The 14708-nt window shown below is 64.8% G+C and carries 14 protein-coding genes and 1 tRNA gene; 9 read left to right on the forward strand and 6 right to left on the reverse strand.

The genetic code is table 11. The annotated features are described in order from the left end of the window. Positions 1-250: 250 nt before the first annotated feature. Genes BJ122_RS19450 through BJ122_RS10470 form a run of 4 tightly spaced genes read left to right on the forward strand, consistent with a single transcriptional unit; the run spans position 251 to position 3157 of the window. Positions 251-997 carry a DUF134 domain-containing protein gene (locus BJ122_RS19450; RefSeq protein WP_283808446.1) on the forward strand — a complete coding sequence of 249 codons (747 nt, stop codon included), beginning with the start codon at positions 251-253 and terminating at the stop codon, positions 995-997. Continuing rightward, entirely contained in the window at positions 994-1887 is an 894-nt protein-coding gene (locus BJ122_RS10460; RefSeq protein WP_110780983.1) for a nucleotide-binding protein, read from the forward strand. The genes BJ122_RS19450 and BJ122_RS10460 overlap by 4 nt, the downstream gene beginning before the upstream one ends. Beyond that, positions 1884-2780 carry an ATP-binding protein gene (locus tag BJ122_RS10465; RefSeq protein ID WP_210205448.1) on the forward strand — a complete coding sequence of 299 codons (897 nt, stop codon included), beginning with the start codon at positions 1884-1886 and terminating at the stop codon, positions 2778-2780. Before BJ122_RS10460 ends, BJ122_RS10465 begins: the two co-directional genes overlap by 4 nt. Further along, complete coding sequence (locus BJ122_RS10470) at positions 2777-3157, forward strand: NifB/NifX family molybdenum-iron cluster-binding protein (RefSeq protein WP_110780984.1); 381 nt, start codon at positions 2777-2779, stop codon at positions 3155-3157. Before BJ122_RS10465 ends, BJ122_RS10470 begins: the two co-directional genes overlap by 4 nt. Positions 3158-3303: 146 nt before the next feature. Here the strand turns inward: BJ122_RS10470 and BJ122_RS10475 are convergent, their stop codons facing one another. The 3 genes from BJ122_RS10475 to BJ122_RS10485 are packed head-to-tail and all read right to left on the reverse strand — an operon-like array spanning position 3304 to position 6450. Then, the gene (locus BJ122_RS10475) at positions 3304-3981 is read right to left on the reverse strand and encodes an ABC transporter ATP-binding protein (protein ID WP_110780985.1); all 678 of its coding nucleotides are present in this window, start codon (positions 3979-3981) and stop codon (positions 3304-3306) included. Then, on the reverse strand, positions 3974-5200 hold the full coding sequence (locus BJ122_RS10480; protein WP_110780986.1) for an ABC transporter permease: 1227 nt from the start codon (positions 5198-5200) through the stop codon (positions 3974-3976). The genes BJ122_RS10475 and BJ122_RS10480 overlap by 8 nt, the downstream gene beginning before the upstream one ends. Beyond that, positions 5197-6450 carry an efflux RND transporter periplasmic adaptor subunit gene (locus tag BJ122_RS10485; protein WP_245407700.1) on the reverse strand — a complete coding sequence of 418 codons (1254 nt, stop codon included), beginning with the start codon at positions 6448-6450 and terminating at the stop codon, positions 5197-5199. The genes BJ122_RS10480 and BJ122_RS10485 overlap by 4 nt, the downstream gene beginning before the upstream one ends. A 239-nt stretch (positions 6451-6689) precedes the next feature. On the opposite strand from BJ122_RS10485, the gene BJ122_RS10490 reads away from it, so the two are divergent. After that, a complete protein-coding gene (locus BJ122_RS10490; RefSeq protein ID WP_110780987.1) occupies positions 6690-7664 on the forward strand; it encodes an alpha/beta fold hydrolase in 975 nt (324 codons plus the stop codon). Here the strand turns inward: BJ122_RS10490 and BJ122_RS10495 are convergent. Then, positions 7638-7826 carry a hypothetical protein gene (locus tag BJ122_RS10495; protein WP_146227179.1) on the reverse strand — a complete coding sequence of 63 codons (189 nt, stop codon included), beginning with the start codon at positions 7824-7826 and terminating at the stop codon, positions 7638-7640. The two genes, BJ122_RS10490 and BJ122_RS10495, sit on opposite strands and share 27 nt — an antisense overlap. 221 nt (positions 7827-8047) lie before the next feature. On the opposite strand from BJ122_RS10495, the gene BJ122_RS10500 reads away from it, so the two are divergent. Together BJ122_RS10500 and BJ122_RS10505 are read left to right on the forward strand one after the other, a co-directional pair. Next, a complete protein-coding gene (locus BJ122_RS10500) occupies positions 8048-8293 on the forward strand; it encodes a hypothetical protein (protein WP_110780989.1) in 246 nt (81 codons plus the stop codon). Positions 8294-8377: 84 nt separating this feature from the next. Next, positions 8378-8974, forward strand: a complete 597-nt coding sequence (locus tag BJ122_RS10505; protein ID WP_110781065.1) for a DUF4112 domain-containing protein — start codon at positions 8378-8380, stop codon at positions 8972-8974. Between the two features lie 455 nt (positions 8975-9429). On the opposite strand, the gene msrB is transcribed toward BJ122_RS10505, so the two are convergent. Both msrB and msrA read right to left on the reverse strand, forming a co-directional pair. Further along, entirely contained in the window at positions 9430-9843 is a 414-nt protein-coding gene (msrB, locus tag BJ122_RS10510; RefSeq protein WP_110780990.1) for a peptide-methionine (R)-S-oxide reductase MsrB, read from the reverse strand. Positions 9844-9909: 66 nt separating this feature from the next. Next, the gene (gene msrA, locus BJ122_RS10515; RefSeq protein ID WP_110780991.1) at positions 9910-10623 is read right to left on the reverse strand and encodes a peptide-methionine (S)-S-oxide reductase MsrA; all 714 of its coding nucleotides are present in this window, start codon (positions 10621-10623) and stop codon (positions 9910-9912) included. A 296-nt stretch (positions 10624-10919) separates the two neighbouring features. On the opposite strand from msrA, the gene BJ122_RS10520 reads away from it, so the two are divergent. Next, a tRNA-OTHER gene (locus BJ122_RS10520) sits at positions 10920-10994 on the forward strand. Positions 10995-11213: 219 nt separating this feature from the next. Then, the gene (gene carB, locus BJ122_RS10525; protein ID WP_110780992.1) at positions 11214-14543 is read left to right on the forward strand and encodes a carbamoyl-phosphate synthase large subunit; all 3330 of its coding nucleotides are present in this window, start codon (positions 11214-11216) and stop codon (positions 14541-14543) included. Positions 14544-14708 lie beyond the last annotated feature (165 nt).

The following is a 14708-nucleotide window of genomic DNA, read 5'->3' on the forward strand; positions in this document are numbered from 1 at the left end:
CGTGCTTTGTTGCACCGGCAATGGCCCGGCACGACTATCCAACTTCCCCTCACGCCACCGCCGACGACCACCTTGATGATGCTCTCGCCGTCCCTTTCCGGTCCTTGGAGCGTCGGCTGGATCTGCGGCGATCTGCGCCCTGTGCTTGTCGGTAACAGTCAGCCCCCGCTCTCAATATGCACATATGTGCAAAATTCGGTTGACAGCGTCACCCCTCGTATTATGAACACACACCCGAAACGGACACACGATGCCGCGACCACGAAAACTCCGGTTGATCCAGAACGCCGCCCTGATCGGTTACTACAAGCCTCAGGGCGTCCCGCTGTCCAACCTCGTCGAGACCGTGCTTCCTCTCGATGGTCTCGAGGCGTTGCGGCTCGCCGACGTGGAGGGTCTTGAGCAGGTCGAAGCGGCATCCCGAATGGGCATTTCGCGCTCGACCTTCTCGCGGCTCTTGGCCGAGGCGCGCACAGCGGTGGCAACGGCGCTATCGCAAGGCTGGGCCATCAGGATCGATGGTGGCCCCGTTGAAACCGCCATCGCAGCACCAGAGAGCGGATGCGGTCGGCGACGAGCCCGCCGCCGGCTCGACACACGTCCCGCCACCGCACCGATAGCGGAGGCGACAAATAGTGAAGCAGGAGAATCAAAGATGGGTTGGATTGCTGTCAGCGCGAGAGATTCGACGCCGGATGCCGAGATCGACCCGCGCTTCGGCCGGGCGGAATGGTTCGTTCTGTTCGACCCCGCGGCGCAGCGCTGGAGCTGCCTCTCCAATCGCGACGCTCAGGCCCAGGCGCAGGGGGCCGGCCCCGCCGTCGTCGAGCGACTGGCGAAGGCCCATGTCGTGAAAGTGGTCACGGGCTCGATCGGTCCGAAGGCAGCACGGGCGCTGAGCGCCGCCGGCATTGCCGCCATCGAGGGGGCGCAGGGCAGGACCGTGCGTGAATCACTCGGCCTGATCCCCGAGGCAAGCGGCGCGCGGACGTCATGATCCTCGCCATCGCCAGCGGCAAGGGTGGCACCGGCAAGACGACGATCGCTGCCGCCCTAACCCGCATTTGGGACGCGCCGCGCCTCGCCGTCGATATGGATGTCGAGGCGCCGAACCTACACCTGCTTCTGTCGCCGACGGTCGACGGGGAGCAGCAGGCCACGCTCGACGTGCCGGTCGTTCTTCATCCGGAAAAATGCAACAGCTGCGGCGCCTGCAGCGACATCTGCGCCTTCAATGCCATCTTCATGGGGAGTGGCAGCCCGGTCGTGTTCTCCGAGCTTTGCCACGGGTGCGACGGTTGCTTGCAGGTGTGCCAGCGCGGCGTATTTGGTCGCGGCCAACGTGACCTCGGGGTGATTTCCTGGGGGCGGGCAAGCACCCGCGACGGCGTCTCGGCCGATCTGCGCGTCGTCGGCGGACGAATGCGGGTCTGCGAGAACACCTGTCCGCCGCTGATCCGTCAGCTCCGCGCGCGGGTCGACGCCATGCTGCGCGAGAGCCCCGGCGACGTCATCATCGACGCGCCTCCCGGCACCAACTGCCCAGCGCTGACCGCGCTGCGCGACGTCGACGTCGTGCTGCTGGTGGCGGAGCCGACCCCGTTTGGTCTGCACGATCTCGGTCTCGCTGCGAGGGCTTTCCATTCCGACAACGTTCCCGTCGGGGTTGTCATCAATCGCGCGGGCCTCGGCGACGACGAACTCATCCACGACTATTGCCGCCGGCATGCGTTGCCGGTGCTGGCGGAAATTCCGTTCCAACGAGACATCGCCGAAGGCTGCGCCCGCGGTGAACCGCTCGAATTGATGGCAGCGGACCTGCGCCACCGCATCACGGCGCTGGCCGGCTCGGTGCGCGCGCTCGCAAAACGGAGTGACGCGGCATGATTCGGGAGATCACCGTCGTGAGCGGCAAGGGCGGCACCGGCAAGACCTCGGTCACCGCCGCCTTCGCTAAATTAGCCGGCCGATCGGTCGTCTGCGACCTCGACGTCGACGCCGCCGATCTGCACATCCTGTTGCATCCGCAGGTGCTCGACTCCCATGAGTTCTACGCCGGCCAGACGGCCGTCCTCCACGCGGAATCGTGCACAAACTGCCGGGCGTGCGCAAGCTATTGCCGCTTCGACGCCATCGTGTCGAGCGCACAGGGCACCACGATTGATGCGAGCCGTTGCGAAGGTTGCGGCGTGTGCGCGTATTTCTGTCCGTTCGAAGCGATCGCGATGCAGCCGCGCCTGTCCGGCCGCTGGTTCCGCTCGCGCACTGCGATCGGCGCCATGCTGCATGGAGAACTCTATCCCGGCCAGGAGAACTCCGGCCTTCTCGTAACGCGACTACGCGAGGAGGCGCACGAGGCGTGCCGCGCCGGCGCATTCGAATACATCATTGCCGATGGCCCGCCCGGAATCGGCTGCCCCGTCATCGGCGCCGTCACCGGCACCAGTTTCGTCGTGGCGGTGACCGAGCCAACAGTGTCCGGGGTGCACGATCTCGTTCGCATTTGCGACCTGTGCGATCATTTCAAACGGCCGGTCGGCGTCGTTCTCAACAAGGCCGACCTCAACTCCGACCTCGCGGTATTCATCGAAACATTCTGCGCCGAACGCGGCTACGCCTTGCTCGCCAGCATCCCCTATCTGCCTTCGGTCGTCAGGGCACTGACCGAAGGCCGCACGATGGACGAGATCGAGGACGGCGGCATCGGCAGTTCCGTTCGACAAGCCTGGCAGGCCGTGGTGGCCCACTTTCACAATTCAACAGATCGAGTGACCTCATGAATACGCTACTTGCAATTCCCTCGAAGGCCCCCGGTGGGCTCGACGCTTCACCGTCGGCGCATTTTGGTCACTGCGACGCCTTCACCCTGGTGGCGTTGCACGATGGCAAGATCGAAAACACCTCGGTGGTGCCGGTGCCGGAGCACAGCAAGGGCGGCTGCATGGTACCAGTCAACCTGCTCGCATCGCACGGCGTCACGGCGATCGCCGCGGGCGGCATGGGGCAACGGCCGCTGCTGGGATTCCTGCAGGTCGGAATCAAGCCTTACTTCACCGGCGCCCACGGGAGCGTCGCCGAAGTCGTCTCTGCGTTCATCGCCGGCGGACTTCAGCAGTTCGGCCAGGATTCATGCTGCTGCGGCGACGACAGCCACTGAGCGGATCATGCCATCGCCACCCGAGCGATGGATTGCGGCCGGTACGTGAACTCGCACAATAATGAGGCGGCGGCCGGTCGCCCTCATCTGGGTGATGAGTTGCACTCGGCGGCGGTCAAGGCACCGCACGCCACGACCGACTTGCCTCACGCCACCTTGCCGTCCACCACTTCGATAATGCGGTCGCAGCGCTCCGCGAGCCCAGGATTATGCGTCACCATCAAAAAGGTGGTGCCGCGCTCGCGATTGATCTCGCGCATCAAGGCGAACACCGCTTCGGCCGAATGGGTATCGAGATTGCCGGTCGGCTCGTCGGCCAGCACCAGATTGGGATTCATCGCCAGCGCGCGGGCGATCGCGACGCGCTGCTGCTGACCGCCCGACATGTTGCTGGCGCTGTTGTTGGCCCAGCGGCTAAGGCCAACCCGGTCGATCAGCGCCGCGGCGCGCGCCTGCATCTCGTCATCCGGGTGGCCGCGATCGACCAGCATCGGCATCATGACGTTCTCAAGCGCCGTAAAGGCCGAGATCAGATAGTGATACTGAAACACAAAGCCGATGGTCTGGCCGCGCAGCTTGGTCAGCGCCGCATCGCCAAGCTCCCCGGTGTCGTGACCATCGATCACCAGCCTTCCCGCGGTCGGCCGGTCAAGCAGGCCGATAATGTTGAGCAGCGTTGATTTGCCTGAGCCCGACGGCCCCATCAGCGCCAGGAAGTCTCCCGACTGGATCGACAGATCGATGCCATGCAGCACCTCGGTCTCGACCGGCGTGCCGACATTGTAGGATTTGCGGATTCCTTCCAGGCGCAGAACCTCAGCCACGGATCGCCACCACCGGATCAAGCCGCGCCGCCCGCAGCGCCGGCGCGATCGCCGCGGCGATGCCGGTTGCGGTGGCGAGCACGGACGCCATCACGAACAATCGCGTTTCGAGGATCAGCGGAAACAGCTCGCTGCCATCGACCTGGCGCGCATAGCGATGCCACATGATCAGCGCGAAGGCGCCGAGCGCCGAGCCGATCAACGCGCCGACAAAGGCCAGCAGCCCGCCTTGGATCAGGAACATGCGCAAAATCTGTTCGCGCCGCGTGCCCATGGCACGCAAAATGCCGATGTCCTTGGAGCGCTGGATCACCGACACGATCAGCACCGCCGCAATGCCGAACGCCACCGACAGGCCGACGAACAGCCGGATCAAGGTGTTGGAATTCTGCTGGGCCCGCACCGCCGTGAAGAATTGCGCATTGGTGCTGATCCAGCTCTCGGCCTTCACCGGCAGCATCGCCTGAATTTCCTTGGCGATCACGTCGGCATTGTAGATGTCGTTCACGGTGAGATCGATCGAGGTGACGCCGCCGATCAGGCCGAGCATGCTCTGGGCGTTGCGCAGCCGGACAAAGGTGGTGCGCTGGTTGGCGCCCTTGTTGCCGAGATCGAAGATGCCGTTGATGGTCAGGATGCGGCTGCCGGCGATCGGGGTGTTGACGATGATCTTGTCGCCGAGCACCGCACCGAGATCGCGCGCCAGCTCGGTGCCGATCAGAATGCCCTCGGTGGTGATCTGGGAATCGCCGGCGACCATGTAGTCCGGCACCTTGACGATCTTGAAATAGATGTCGGGCTCAATGCCATTGAGGGTGATGGCGCGGCTGGCGTCGCCGCGCAGCGCCAGCGCCGAGCCTGACGCGGTGGCGGCGGCGTTGATGACATCGGGCCGGGTCTGCATTTCGGCGCGGATCTTCGGCCATTGATTGATGGAGATCAGCCGCTGGGTCGGGCGCTGTACGGTGGCGGCCTCGAACGTTCCATCGTCATCGCGCAGCGGCCGCGCCACCTGATCGGGCGGCACCAGCTGGATATGCGCTTGCGACGTCAGCACGCGCTTGATGAAATTGGCCTGCAGGCCGCTCAGCATCGCCGACATGAACACGATCACGCCGACGCCGATCGCAATGCCACCGACGATCACCAGGGTCTGTAGCGCTCCGTCAAGCAGGAAGCGGACCGCGGCAATCCACTCGAACGGCAGCCAGCGCTTCATGATGCGACCGCACGGATCCGCTGCCCTGATTTGACGCCGGCATTGAGCGGGATCACCAGATCGCCGGGCTGCAATCCTTCGATCACCTCGAAATAGCCGACGCCGCGCAGCCCGAGCTTGACCTTCTGCACCACGGAGCGGCCGTTCACGGCCTTGAGCACGAACGGCGCGGTCATGGCATCGTGCACCGCGCGCGCCGGCACGATCACCACATCGTCACGCTGCGCGGTGGCGATATCGACCGACACCGTCATATCCTGGCGCAGATATTTCGGCGGATCGATCACCGACAGCTTGACCTCGACCGAGGCGCGATTGATGTCGACCGACGGGTTGATGTAGTTCAGCACCGCGTTGAAACGCTGATCCGGATAGGCATCGGCGGAAGCCACCGCCTTCTGCCCGAGCGCAAGCTGGCCGAGATTCTTCTCATCGATCTGCACCACGATCTGGCTTTCGCCAGCCGGCGCCAGCACCAGCAGCGTCTTGCCGGGCTGCACCACGCTGCCGCGCTCGACATTGCGGGTGATCAGCACGCCCTCGCGCGGCGCGACAATGGTGGCGTAGCCCAGCCGCGCCTGCGCCGTCGATAGAGTGGCCAGCGCCTGCGCCAGCTGCGTCTCCGCCATCACATAGTCGCTGCCCTCGGGGCTGGAGGTGAACACCTGCAGCTCCGCGGTGCGCACCTGGGTGCGCGCGACGTCGAGATTCTTGGTGGCTTCATCGAGCGTGGCGCGGGTGCCAAAGCCGCCGGCCGCGAGTTTCGACGCACGCTCATAAGCCGCTTCGGCGTTGAGCAGATTGGCGCGCGCCTGCTTCAAGGATTGTTCGGCAGCCGGCTTCACCAGCTCGCGCAGTTGACGCACCCGCGCCTCGGCCTGCGCCACCGCGCCCTGGCTCTGCACGACATTGGCGGCGAGTTCGTTGGCCTCGATCGCGATCAATTGCTGGCCTTCGCGAACCTGCTCGCCTTCCTTGACCAGCACATCCTTGACGGTGCCGGTGATCTGGCTGCCGATCTCAACCCGGAACGGCGTTTCGATGTGGCCGCTCGCCACCACGCTCTGCACCAGATTGCCGCGCGCCACGCGCGCCGCCACCACTTCCGGACCGAACAGCAAGCGCAGCACGCCGAGCACCGCGCCGCCCAGCGCCAGTACGATCAGCACCACCGACCATTTGTGCTGCCACAGCGCGATCAGCGCGCGGGCCGCAGCGCGACGCGGCGGCGCTGCAGCTGGCTGTTTCATGATCGACGGGTTGGTTTTCATATCCATGAGAACATCGCTCGATTACCATCATGCCGCTTAGACCGTAAAGCACAGCACGCCTTTGCGAAGGATCAATTGATTGATCGCACAGCAGCTTTGTGAAATTTCGGTAATGCTCTTGATCGGCTGACAATGCCGCGCGCATCGTGGTGAAATGTGTGTCGGACGACGTTGTGGCGCGACGTTGGCGGCGAAAGAATGGAATGTGAGGGGCTACAATGCTGACGGTGCTGCTGACGCTGATCCTGCTCGGTGCGATTGGCCTGGCCCTTGGCTTTGTCGGCTCAAAATGGCTCAGCCGCACACTCGACACGCGCCAGCCGCCGCAAGGCCGTTTTGTCACCGTCGATGGCGTGCGCTTGCATGTGCACGATCTGCCGGCCCAGCAGCCCTCGCCCGCGGCCCCGACCGTGCTGCTGCTGCACGGCGCCAATCTCTGCCTTGATGACCTGCAAATGTCGCTGGGTGCGCCGCTGGCGCAGCGGCTGCGGGTGATCATCCCCGATCGGCCCGGCCAGGGGTTTAGCGAGCCCGGCCCCGGGCCGCTGGCATCCGCGGCGTATCAGGTCAAGCTGCTGCAAGGGCTGATCAGCGCGCTCGGCGTCACCGGGCCGCTGATCGTGGTCGGCCATTCGTTTGGCGGACTGATCGCGCTGCGCTACGCGCTCGATGATCCGCACCGCGTCGCCGGCCTGGTGCTGATCAATCCGACCACTCATCCGCGGCCGGAAGGTTTGCCATGGTTTCAGCGCGTCGCCGGCGTGCTGGTCGGCCCGCTGATGGTGCATACGCTGCTATTGCCGATGTCGCTGGCGATGCTCGATCGGCTGGTGACGCGCATGTTCCGCCCCGAAGCGCCGCCGCCCGACTACGCCGCGCGCAGCCGGCTCACGCTCGGGCTGACGCCGGCGCGGTTCAGCGCCAGCCTGCAGGAATATGCGGCGCTGCGCGATCAGCTGATCGAGACCGTGCCGAGCTACCCCAGCATCGCCGCGCCGACGCTGATTTTCGCCGGCAATGCCGATCCGGTAGTACCGCCCAACGTGCACGCCGAGGCGCTGGCGCGGGCGCTGCCGCATGCGCAATTGCGGCCCTTGCCAGGCGCCGGCCACATGGCGCACCATGCCCATGCTGGCGCCATCGTGCGCGGCATCGAGCAATTGGCGCTACAGCCGGTCGACGCGCAGAAATAGCGCCCAGATCAGCGATAGCAGCGCCGGGATGCCGAGCCATGACGGCTGCTGACACAGCACGTCGCCATAGCGGCAGATATCGTGTGACCATGGCAGCTCGCCATGGCCTGCGCTGAAGAATACGGCCGCCGCAGCGGCGAGCAGAAACGCCACAACAAACACAGCACCCTCCATCAGTTATGTCGGGAGGGTGGCGCCGATTGCTAAAATGAAACTGAATCCGATTGTCGAAACTCCAGGGCATTCGCGCTTTTTCGTCAAGGTCGCGGCAGCTTTTGGCTCAAGGCCTGACGCATAGCTCACTGAGCGTACCCCTGCTCATTTCGCGGGCAAGGGAACCAGCTCCAGCACGTTCGCTTAATGACCAACATCTGGAGAACGCCATGACCGCTCGCACTGCCATCGGCTGCACCGTACTCCTGCTGCTGACCACCGCCGCGCCCGCGCTCGCCAACCAGGAGGCTCGGGTGGTGGCGTTGATGAACGCGCGCAACCCGTTCGCTCATAATTTTGGGCCGAGCCCCTGGCCGGGAACGGTGGTGACCTATGACGGCCCGACCTCGGCTCTGTGCAAACAGAGCGCGGCCGCCTATCGCGGCCAGGACGGCAAGCGCCATCCCTGCAACTGAGCTGCCGCGGAACTGGCCGGGCGACGCTGACCGCGACCGCGTGACGCAACTTGTGTCGCGGCGTTGCGGCGTTATCTCGATGCCATGCTGAACCCAGACAGCTTCGCCTATCATCGCCACTCTCGCGCTTATTCCGGCGCCGGTCGCACGCGCGCCAAAAATTCGCGCGCAGAAGGCCCGATCATCGATCAGGACGGCCGCGAGTTGCCGCCCGAATTGTTGCGGCAGGCCCGGTTCAAGGACACTGAGTTCGACGCCCGCGAGGCGCGGTTCCAGGATGCGCCATTCCAAGGCGCCTCGTTCCAGACGTTCGGCGATGCGGCGTTCGGCAGCGCGCCGCTCAGCCGCGAACAACGGCTGGCGCGGCTCGACGCGCTGGCCCGTCTGCTCGATACCGCGTTCGTGATTCCCGGAACCAATGTCCGTTACGGTCTCGACGGGTTGATCGGCTTGGTGCCGGTGGTCGGCGATGTGATCACCACCGCGATCTCGCTGTGGATCGTGCGCGAGGCGCGCGAACTCGGCGCGCCGTGGCACGTCACCGCGCGCATGGTCGGCAATGTCGCGCTCGATGGCGCGATCGGCCTGGTGCCGGTGCTGGGCGATGCGTTCGACGTGGTGTTCCGCGCCAACCTGCGCAATCTGCGGCTGCTGCGGCGCTGGATCGAGCGGCAGCGCTGATTGTACTGCGATTGCTGGATCGGCGGCGCAGCTGATCGGAGGCCGGAGACGAGAGAGCAGCCGCTCGCAGCGGTTGAGCACACCAACTCCCCATCATTGCGAGCGAAACGAAGCAATCCAGAACAGCACGCCGGATAGCTTCACCTGGATTGCTTCGTCGCTGCGCTCCTCGCAATGACGTAGTAAAGGCAGGAGTAGTGGCAACTGGCGTTGCGACGGGGAAGCCGCTTAGGAGCGCTGCCAATCCACCTCGTCATTCTGGCCCAGCCCATGCCATCAAGGCGCGCCCTCTCCACCCGTCATTGCGAGCGAAGCGAAGCAATCCAGCGCCGCACACTGAGTGTGGATTGCTTCGTCGCTGCGCTCCTCGCAATGACGGTGAGATGCCGCCCGCGAAGTCAAACGCGCCGTGAAGTTTCCGCGAGGCCGGGTCACGGGGGAACTACACAATCAAACTACTTCTTTTCCAGCTTCAGCGCCGCCGAATTGATGCAGTAGCGCAGCCCGGTCGGGCCCGGCCCGTCGTCAAACACGTGGCCGAGATGACCGCTGCAGCGCGAGCACAGCACTTCAGTGCGGATCATGCCATGGCTGAGGTCGCGCTGTTCGTCGATCCGATCGCCATCGACCGGCGCAGTAAAACTCGGCCAGCCGCAGCCGGAATTGAACTTGGTATCGGACTCGAACAATGGCTGCCCGCAGCCGGCACAGACATAAGTGCCCGGCGCGGTCTCGTGTTCATACTCGCCCGAGAAAGGCCGCTCCGTGGCCTTCTCGCGCAGGATGGCAAATTGCAGCGGCGTCAGTTCCTTGCGCCACTCGCTGTCGGTCTTCACGACTTTGCCTGTCGCTTCCGAGGCCTCGGACATGTTTCCTCCGTGACTGTTGCTCAGCCCAGTCTCGCGCATCGCCGGGTCACCCCGATCATCGGCCCATTAGTGCGCCATCTGGTCGCGGCGCACCAAAGTCGGCTTGTCGAGATAGTCCTGAGCAAACAGCTCCTTCAGGTTGGCGATCTTCGGCAGATCATTGAAGACAATATAGGGCTGCCGCGGGTGCAATGTCAGGTAGTTTTGATGATAGTCCTCGGCGACAAAAAAGCCGGGCAGTGACGCCACCGTGGTAACGATCGGCTTGCCGTAAGCTTTCGCGGCGGTGAGCTGCGCGATATAGGCCTTGGCGACGGCCTGCTGCGCATCGCTGGTGGTGAAAATCGCCGAACGATATTGCGAACCGACATCCGGTCCCTGGCGGTCGAGTTCGGTCGGATCGTGCACCACCGAGAAGAAGATTTGCAGCAACCGGCCATAGCTGATGCGCTGCGGATCATAGGTGACCTTGACCGCTTCGGCATGGCCGCTGGTTCCGGTGGTGACCGCGGTGTAGTTCGCGGTGCTGGCGCTGCCGCCGGAGTAACCGGAGACGGCGGACACCACGCCCGCGGTGTGCTGGAACACGCCCTGCACGCCCCAGAAGCAACCGCCCGCCAGCACAACGGACTGCAAATCGCCCGGCCCCGGCGGATCGAGCGCCGGCGCCGGCAGCACCACCGCTTGCTCGGCGGCGCGCAGAGCGGGCATCGGCCATAGCCAGAGCGCCAAAGCGGCGGCGGCCGCGCCGCAAGCCAATCGGAACAGAGGTCGGGTCATCGGACGATCTCCACTGCGGCGGCGGCTGATGTCGGCCACCTTTGCAGCTAGATACGGAGCGAGGTGGCGATCGTTGCAGCGGCCGGCAGCGCGTCCAAAAGCCGGCTGATCGCGACGCGCGCCGCGCTCACCCGCCAAGCGCGCGCCGACCATTATTGCAACTGACCAGCATTCGCGCCGCGCAACTTCAATCAGTTACCGGCCACCTTGTTGCAGCGCTCAACCAAAGCCGCAGAGTTAGGGTTACCGAGACATCACCATGGAACTTGCTGCGACAAAGAGTCATAGATGTTTCCGGCCCGGTGGCGGAAGATTAACGCAGGAGCGGTGCAACGCTCCTTTTCCTGGTTCAAGTCCAGGCCGGGCCTCCAAGCTGCCGCAGCGCTTGCCCACAGGTTCCCGAAAGGTCAGCACCGCCGCAACGCTCATTTGCGGTTGATGCGCTGCTAAGGCCCTTCCCCGGCTGCGCAATCTGGTCTAAAGACAGGCCCGGCGCGCAAGGTGAGCCTGGCGCCTGACAGTCAAGGGACGCGCCGCTGCGCGCCCTTTTTTTGTGCCCGGATTTCCGCCCGCCGCACCAGCGAGACCGCATGCCCAAACGTACTGACATTTCGACGATTCTCATCATCGGCGCCGGCCCGATCGTGATCGGACAGGCCTGCGAATTCGACTATTCCGGCACCCAGGCGGTGAAGACGCTGAAAGCCGAGGGCTACCGGATCGTCCTGGTCAATTCCAATCCGGCCACCATCATGACCGACCCGGAATTGGCGGATGCGACCTATATCGAGCCGATCACCCCGGAGATCGTCGCCAAGATCATCGAGAAGGAACGCTATGTCGTTCCGGGCGGCTTTGCGCTGCTGCCGACCATGGGCGGCCAAACCGCGCTGAACTGCGCGCTGAGCTTGCGCAAGCTCGGCACGCTGGAGAAATTCGACGTCGAGATGATCGGCGCCACTGCCGACGCGATCGACAAGGCGGAAGACCGCGAGCGGTTCCGCAAGGCGATGACCAAGATCGGCCTGGAAACGCCGAACTCGCGTCAGGTCAAGAACCTGCCCGACGCGCTGCGCGCGCTGGATGAGATCGGCTTCCCGGCCTTGATCCGGCCGTCCTTCACCATGGGCGGCACCGGCGGCGGCATTGCCTACACCAAGCCGGAGTTCATCGAGATCGTCGAGCGCGGCATCGACGCCTCGCCGACCAACGAGGTGCTGATCGAAGAGTCGATCCTCGGCTGGAAGGAGTACGAGATGGAGGTCGTGCGCGATAAGCACGACAACTGCATCATCGTCTGCTCGATCGAAAACCTCGATCCGATGGGCGTGCACACCGGCGACTCGATCACGGTGGCGCCGGCGCTGACGCTGACCGACAAGGAATACCAGATCATGCGCGACGCCTCGCTGGCGGTGCTGCGCGAGATCGGCGTCGAGACCGGCGGCTCCAACGTGCAGTTCGCGGTCAATCCTGCGGACGGCCGCATGGTCGTGATCGAGATGAACCCGCGCGTGTCGCGCTCCTCGGCACTGGCCTCCAAGGCCACCGGCTTCCCGATCGCCAAGGTCGCGGCCAAGCTCGCGGTCGGCTATTCGCTCGATGAGATCGCCAACGACATCACCGGTGGCGCGACCCCGGCGTCGTTCGAGCCGACCATCGATTACGTCGTCACCAAGGTGCCGCGCTTCGCCTTCGAAAAATTCCCCGGCGCCAGCCCAAACCTGACCACCGCCATGAAGTCGGTCGGCGAAGTGATGGCGATCGGCCGCACCTTCCAGGAAAGCCTGCAAAAGGCGCTGCGCGGTCTCGAAACCGGCCTGACCGGCCTCGACGAAATCGAGATCGAGGGCCTCGGCCGCGGCGACGACAAGAACGCGATCCGCGCCGCGCTCGGCACGCCGACGCCGAACCGCATCTTGCAGGTGGCGCAGGCGATGCGTCTTGGCTGGACGGATGAGGAGATCTTCACCTCCTGCAAGATCGACCCGTGGTTCCTGGCGCAGATGCGCGGCATCATCGACATGGAGAACAAGGTCAAGGCCGACGGTCTGCCGACCCATGCCTTCGGCCTGCGTTCGCTCAAGATGATGGGCTTCTCGGACGCCCGCCTCGCGGTGCTGGCCAACACCACCGAAGCCGAGGTGCGCAAGCTGCGGCAATCGTTCGGCGTGCGCCCGGTCTATAAGCGCATCGACACCTGCGCGGCGGAGTTCGCCTCGCCGACCGCCTATATGTACTCGACCTATGAAGCGCCGTTCGCCGGCGCGCTGGCCGACGAAAGCGCGCCTTCCGACAAGAAGAAGGTGATCATCCTCGGCGGCGGCCCGAACCGGATCGGCCAGGGCATCGAGTTCGACTATTGCTGCTGTCACGCCTGCTTCGCGCTGCACGACGCCGGCTATGAATCGATCATGGTGAACTGCAACCCGGAAACGGTGTCGACCGACTACGACACCGCTGACCGGCTGTATTTCGAGCCGCTCACCGCCGAAGACGTGCTGGAAATCATCGACACCGAACGCAAGAACGGCACGCTGCATGGCGTGATCGTGCAGTTCGGCGGCCAGACCCCGCTCAAGCTGGCGCGCGCGCTGGAAGACGCGGAAGTGCCGATCCTCGGCACCTCGCCGGACGCGATCGACCTCGCCGAGGACCGCGACCGCTTCAAGCGCATTCTCGACAAGCTCAAGCTCAAGCAGCCCAAGAACGGCATCGCCTACTCGGTCGAGCAGGCGCGGCTGGTGGCGGCCGAGCTCGGCCTGCCGCTGGTGGTGCGCCCGTCCTACGTGCTGGGCGGCCGCGCCATGCAGATCATCCGCGAGGAAGCGCAGCTTGGCGACTATCTGCTCGGCACGCTGCCGGAACTGGTGCCCGCCGACGTCAAGGCGCGCTATCCGAACGACAAGACCGGGCAGATCAACACCGTGCTCGGCACCAACCCGCTGCTGTTCGACCGCTATCTGTCGGACGCCATCGAGGTCGACGTCGATTGCCTGTGCGACGGCAAGGACACCTTCATCGTCGGCATCATGGAGCACATTGAGGAAGCCGGCATTCACTCCGGCGACTCGGCCTGCTCGCTGCCGCCGCATTCGCTCGACGCAGCGATGATCGGCGAGCTGGAGCGGCAGACCCACGATCTGGCGCTCGGCCTCGACGTGGTCGGGCTCATGAACGTGCAGTACGCCATCAAGGACGGCGAGATCTACGTGCTCGAAGTCAATCCGCGTGCCTCGCGCACCGTGCCGTTCGTCGCCAAGGTGATCGGCACCCCGGTCGCCAAGATCGCGGCGCGGCTGATGGCCGGCGAAAAGCTCGCCGATTTCGGCCTGAAGCGCCGCGCGCTGCAGCATGTCGGCGTCAAGGAATCGGTGTTCCCGTTCGCGCGCTTCCCCGGCGTCGACACGGTGCTGGGCCCGGAGATGCGCTCCACCGGCGAAGTGATGGGTCTCGACCGCAGCTTCGAGGTCGCGTTTGCCAAGAGCCAGCTCGGCGGCGGCACCCGCGTGCCGCGCAAGGGCACGGTGTTCGTGTCGGTGCGCGAATCCGACAAGCACCGCATCCTGGAAGCGGTACGGCTGCTGCATGAAGCCGGCTTCAAGGTGATGGCGACGTCGGGCACGCAGCGGTTCCTGACCGACAACGGCGTGCCGACCGAGAAGGTCAACAAGGTGCTGGAAGGCCGTCCGCACATCGTGGACGCCATTACCAATGGCGACATCCAGCTGGTGTTCAACACCACGGAAGGCCCGCAGGCGCTCGCCGACAGCCGTTCGCTGCGGCGCGCTGCCCTCTTGCACAAAGTTCCGTATTACACCACTCTCTCAGGCGCTGTTGCCGCAGCACAGGGAATCCGAGCCTATCTTGAGGGTGACCTTGAGGTCCGCACCCTGCAGAGCTATTTTTCCGAGGCTTGAGCAGATTCCGGGCCGCCCTCTGGACGCGGCCCGGCGAGAGCATTGGTCGCCGCGAAAACGCCGGCGACCAGGAACTCGTAATGCGCGGAGATGTTCTGCTTCGGCCGCAATCAGCGGCCGCACAAGCGGCTCCAACTGACTTGATAACCGTTTCGTGTGGGCCAC

The sequence above is a fragment of the Rhodopseudomonas faecalis genome (assembly GCF_003217325.1).
Lineage (GTDB): Bacteria > Pseudomonadota > Alphaproteobacteria > Rhizobiales > Xanthobacteraceae > Rhodopseudomonas > Rhodopseudomonas faecalis.

Bases quoted from the DNA above. Each gene is read 5' to 3' on its own strand.
- BJ122_RS19450 (WP_283808446.1), top strand. From the start codon at position 251: ATGCCGCGACCACGAAAACTCCGGTTGATCCAGAACGCCGCCCTGATC.
- BJ122_RS10460 (WP_110780983.1), top strand. From the start codon at position 994: ATGATCCTCGCCATCGCCAGCGGCAAGGGTGGCACCGGCAAGACGACG.
- BJ122_RS10465 (WP_210205448.1), top strand. From the start codon at position 1,884: ATGATTCGGGAGATCACCGTCGTGAGCGGCAAGGGCGGCACCGGCAAG.
- BJ122_RS10470 (WP_110780984.1), top strand. From the start codon at position 2,777: ATGAATACGCTACTTGCAATTCCCTCGAAGGCCCCCGGTGGGCTCGAC.
- BJ122_RS10480 (WP_110780986.1), bottom strand. From the start codon at position 5,200: ATGAAGCGCTGGCTGCCGTTCGAGTGGATTGCCGCGGTCCGCTTCCTG.
- BJ122_RS10485 (WP_245407700.1), bottom strand. From the start codon at position 6,450: ATGAAACAGCCAGCTGCAGCGCCGCCGCGTCGCGCTGCGGCCCGCGCG.
- BJ122_RS10490 (WP_110780987.1), top strand. From the start codon at position 6,690: ATGCTGACGGTGCTGCTGACGCTGATCCTGCTCGGTGCGATTGGCCTG.
- BJ122_RS10500 (WP_110780989.1), top strand. From the start codon at position 8,048: ATGACCGCTCGCACTGCCATCGGCTGCACCGTACTCCTGCTGCTGACC.
- BJ122_RS10505 (WP_110781065.1), top strand. From the start codon at position 8,378: ATGCTGAACCCAGACAGCTTCGCCTATCATCGCCACTCTCGCGCTTAT.
- msrB (WP_110780990.1), bottom strand. From the start codon at position 9,843: ATGTCCGAGGCCTCGGAAGCGACAGGCAAAGTCGTGAAGACCGACAGC.
- msrA (WP_110780991.1), bottom strand. From the start codon at position 10,623: ATGACCCGACCTCTGTTCCGATTGGCTTGCGGCGCGGCCGCCGCCGCT.
- carB (WP_110780992.1), top strand. From the start codon at position 11,214: ATGCCCAAACGTACTGACATTTCGACGATTCTCATCATCGGCGCCGGC.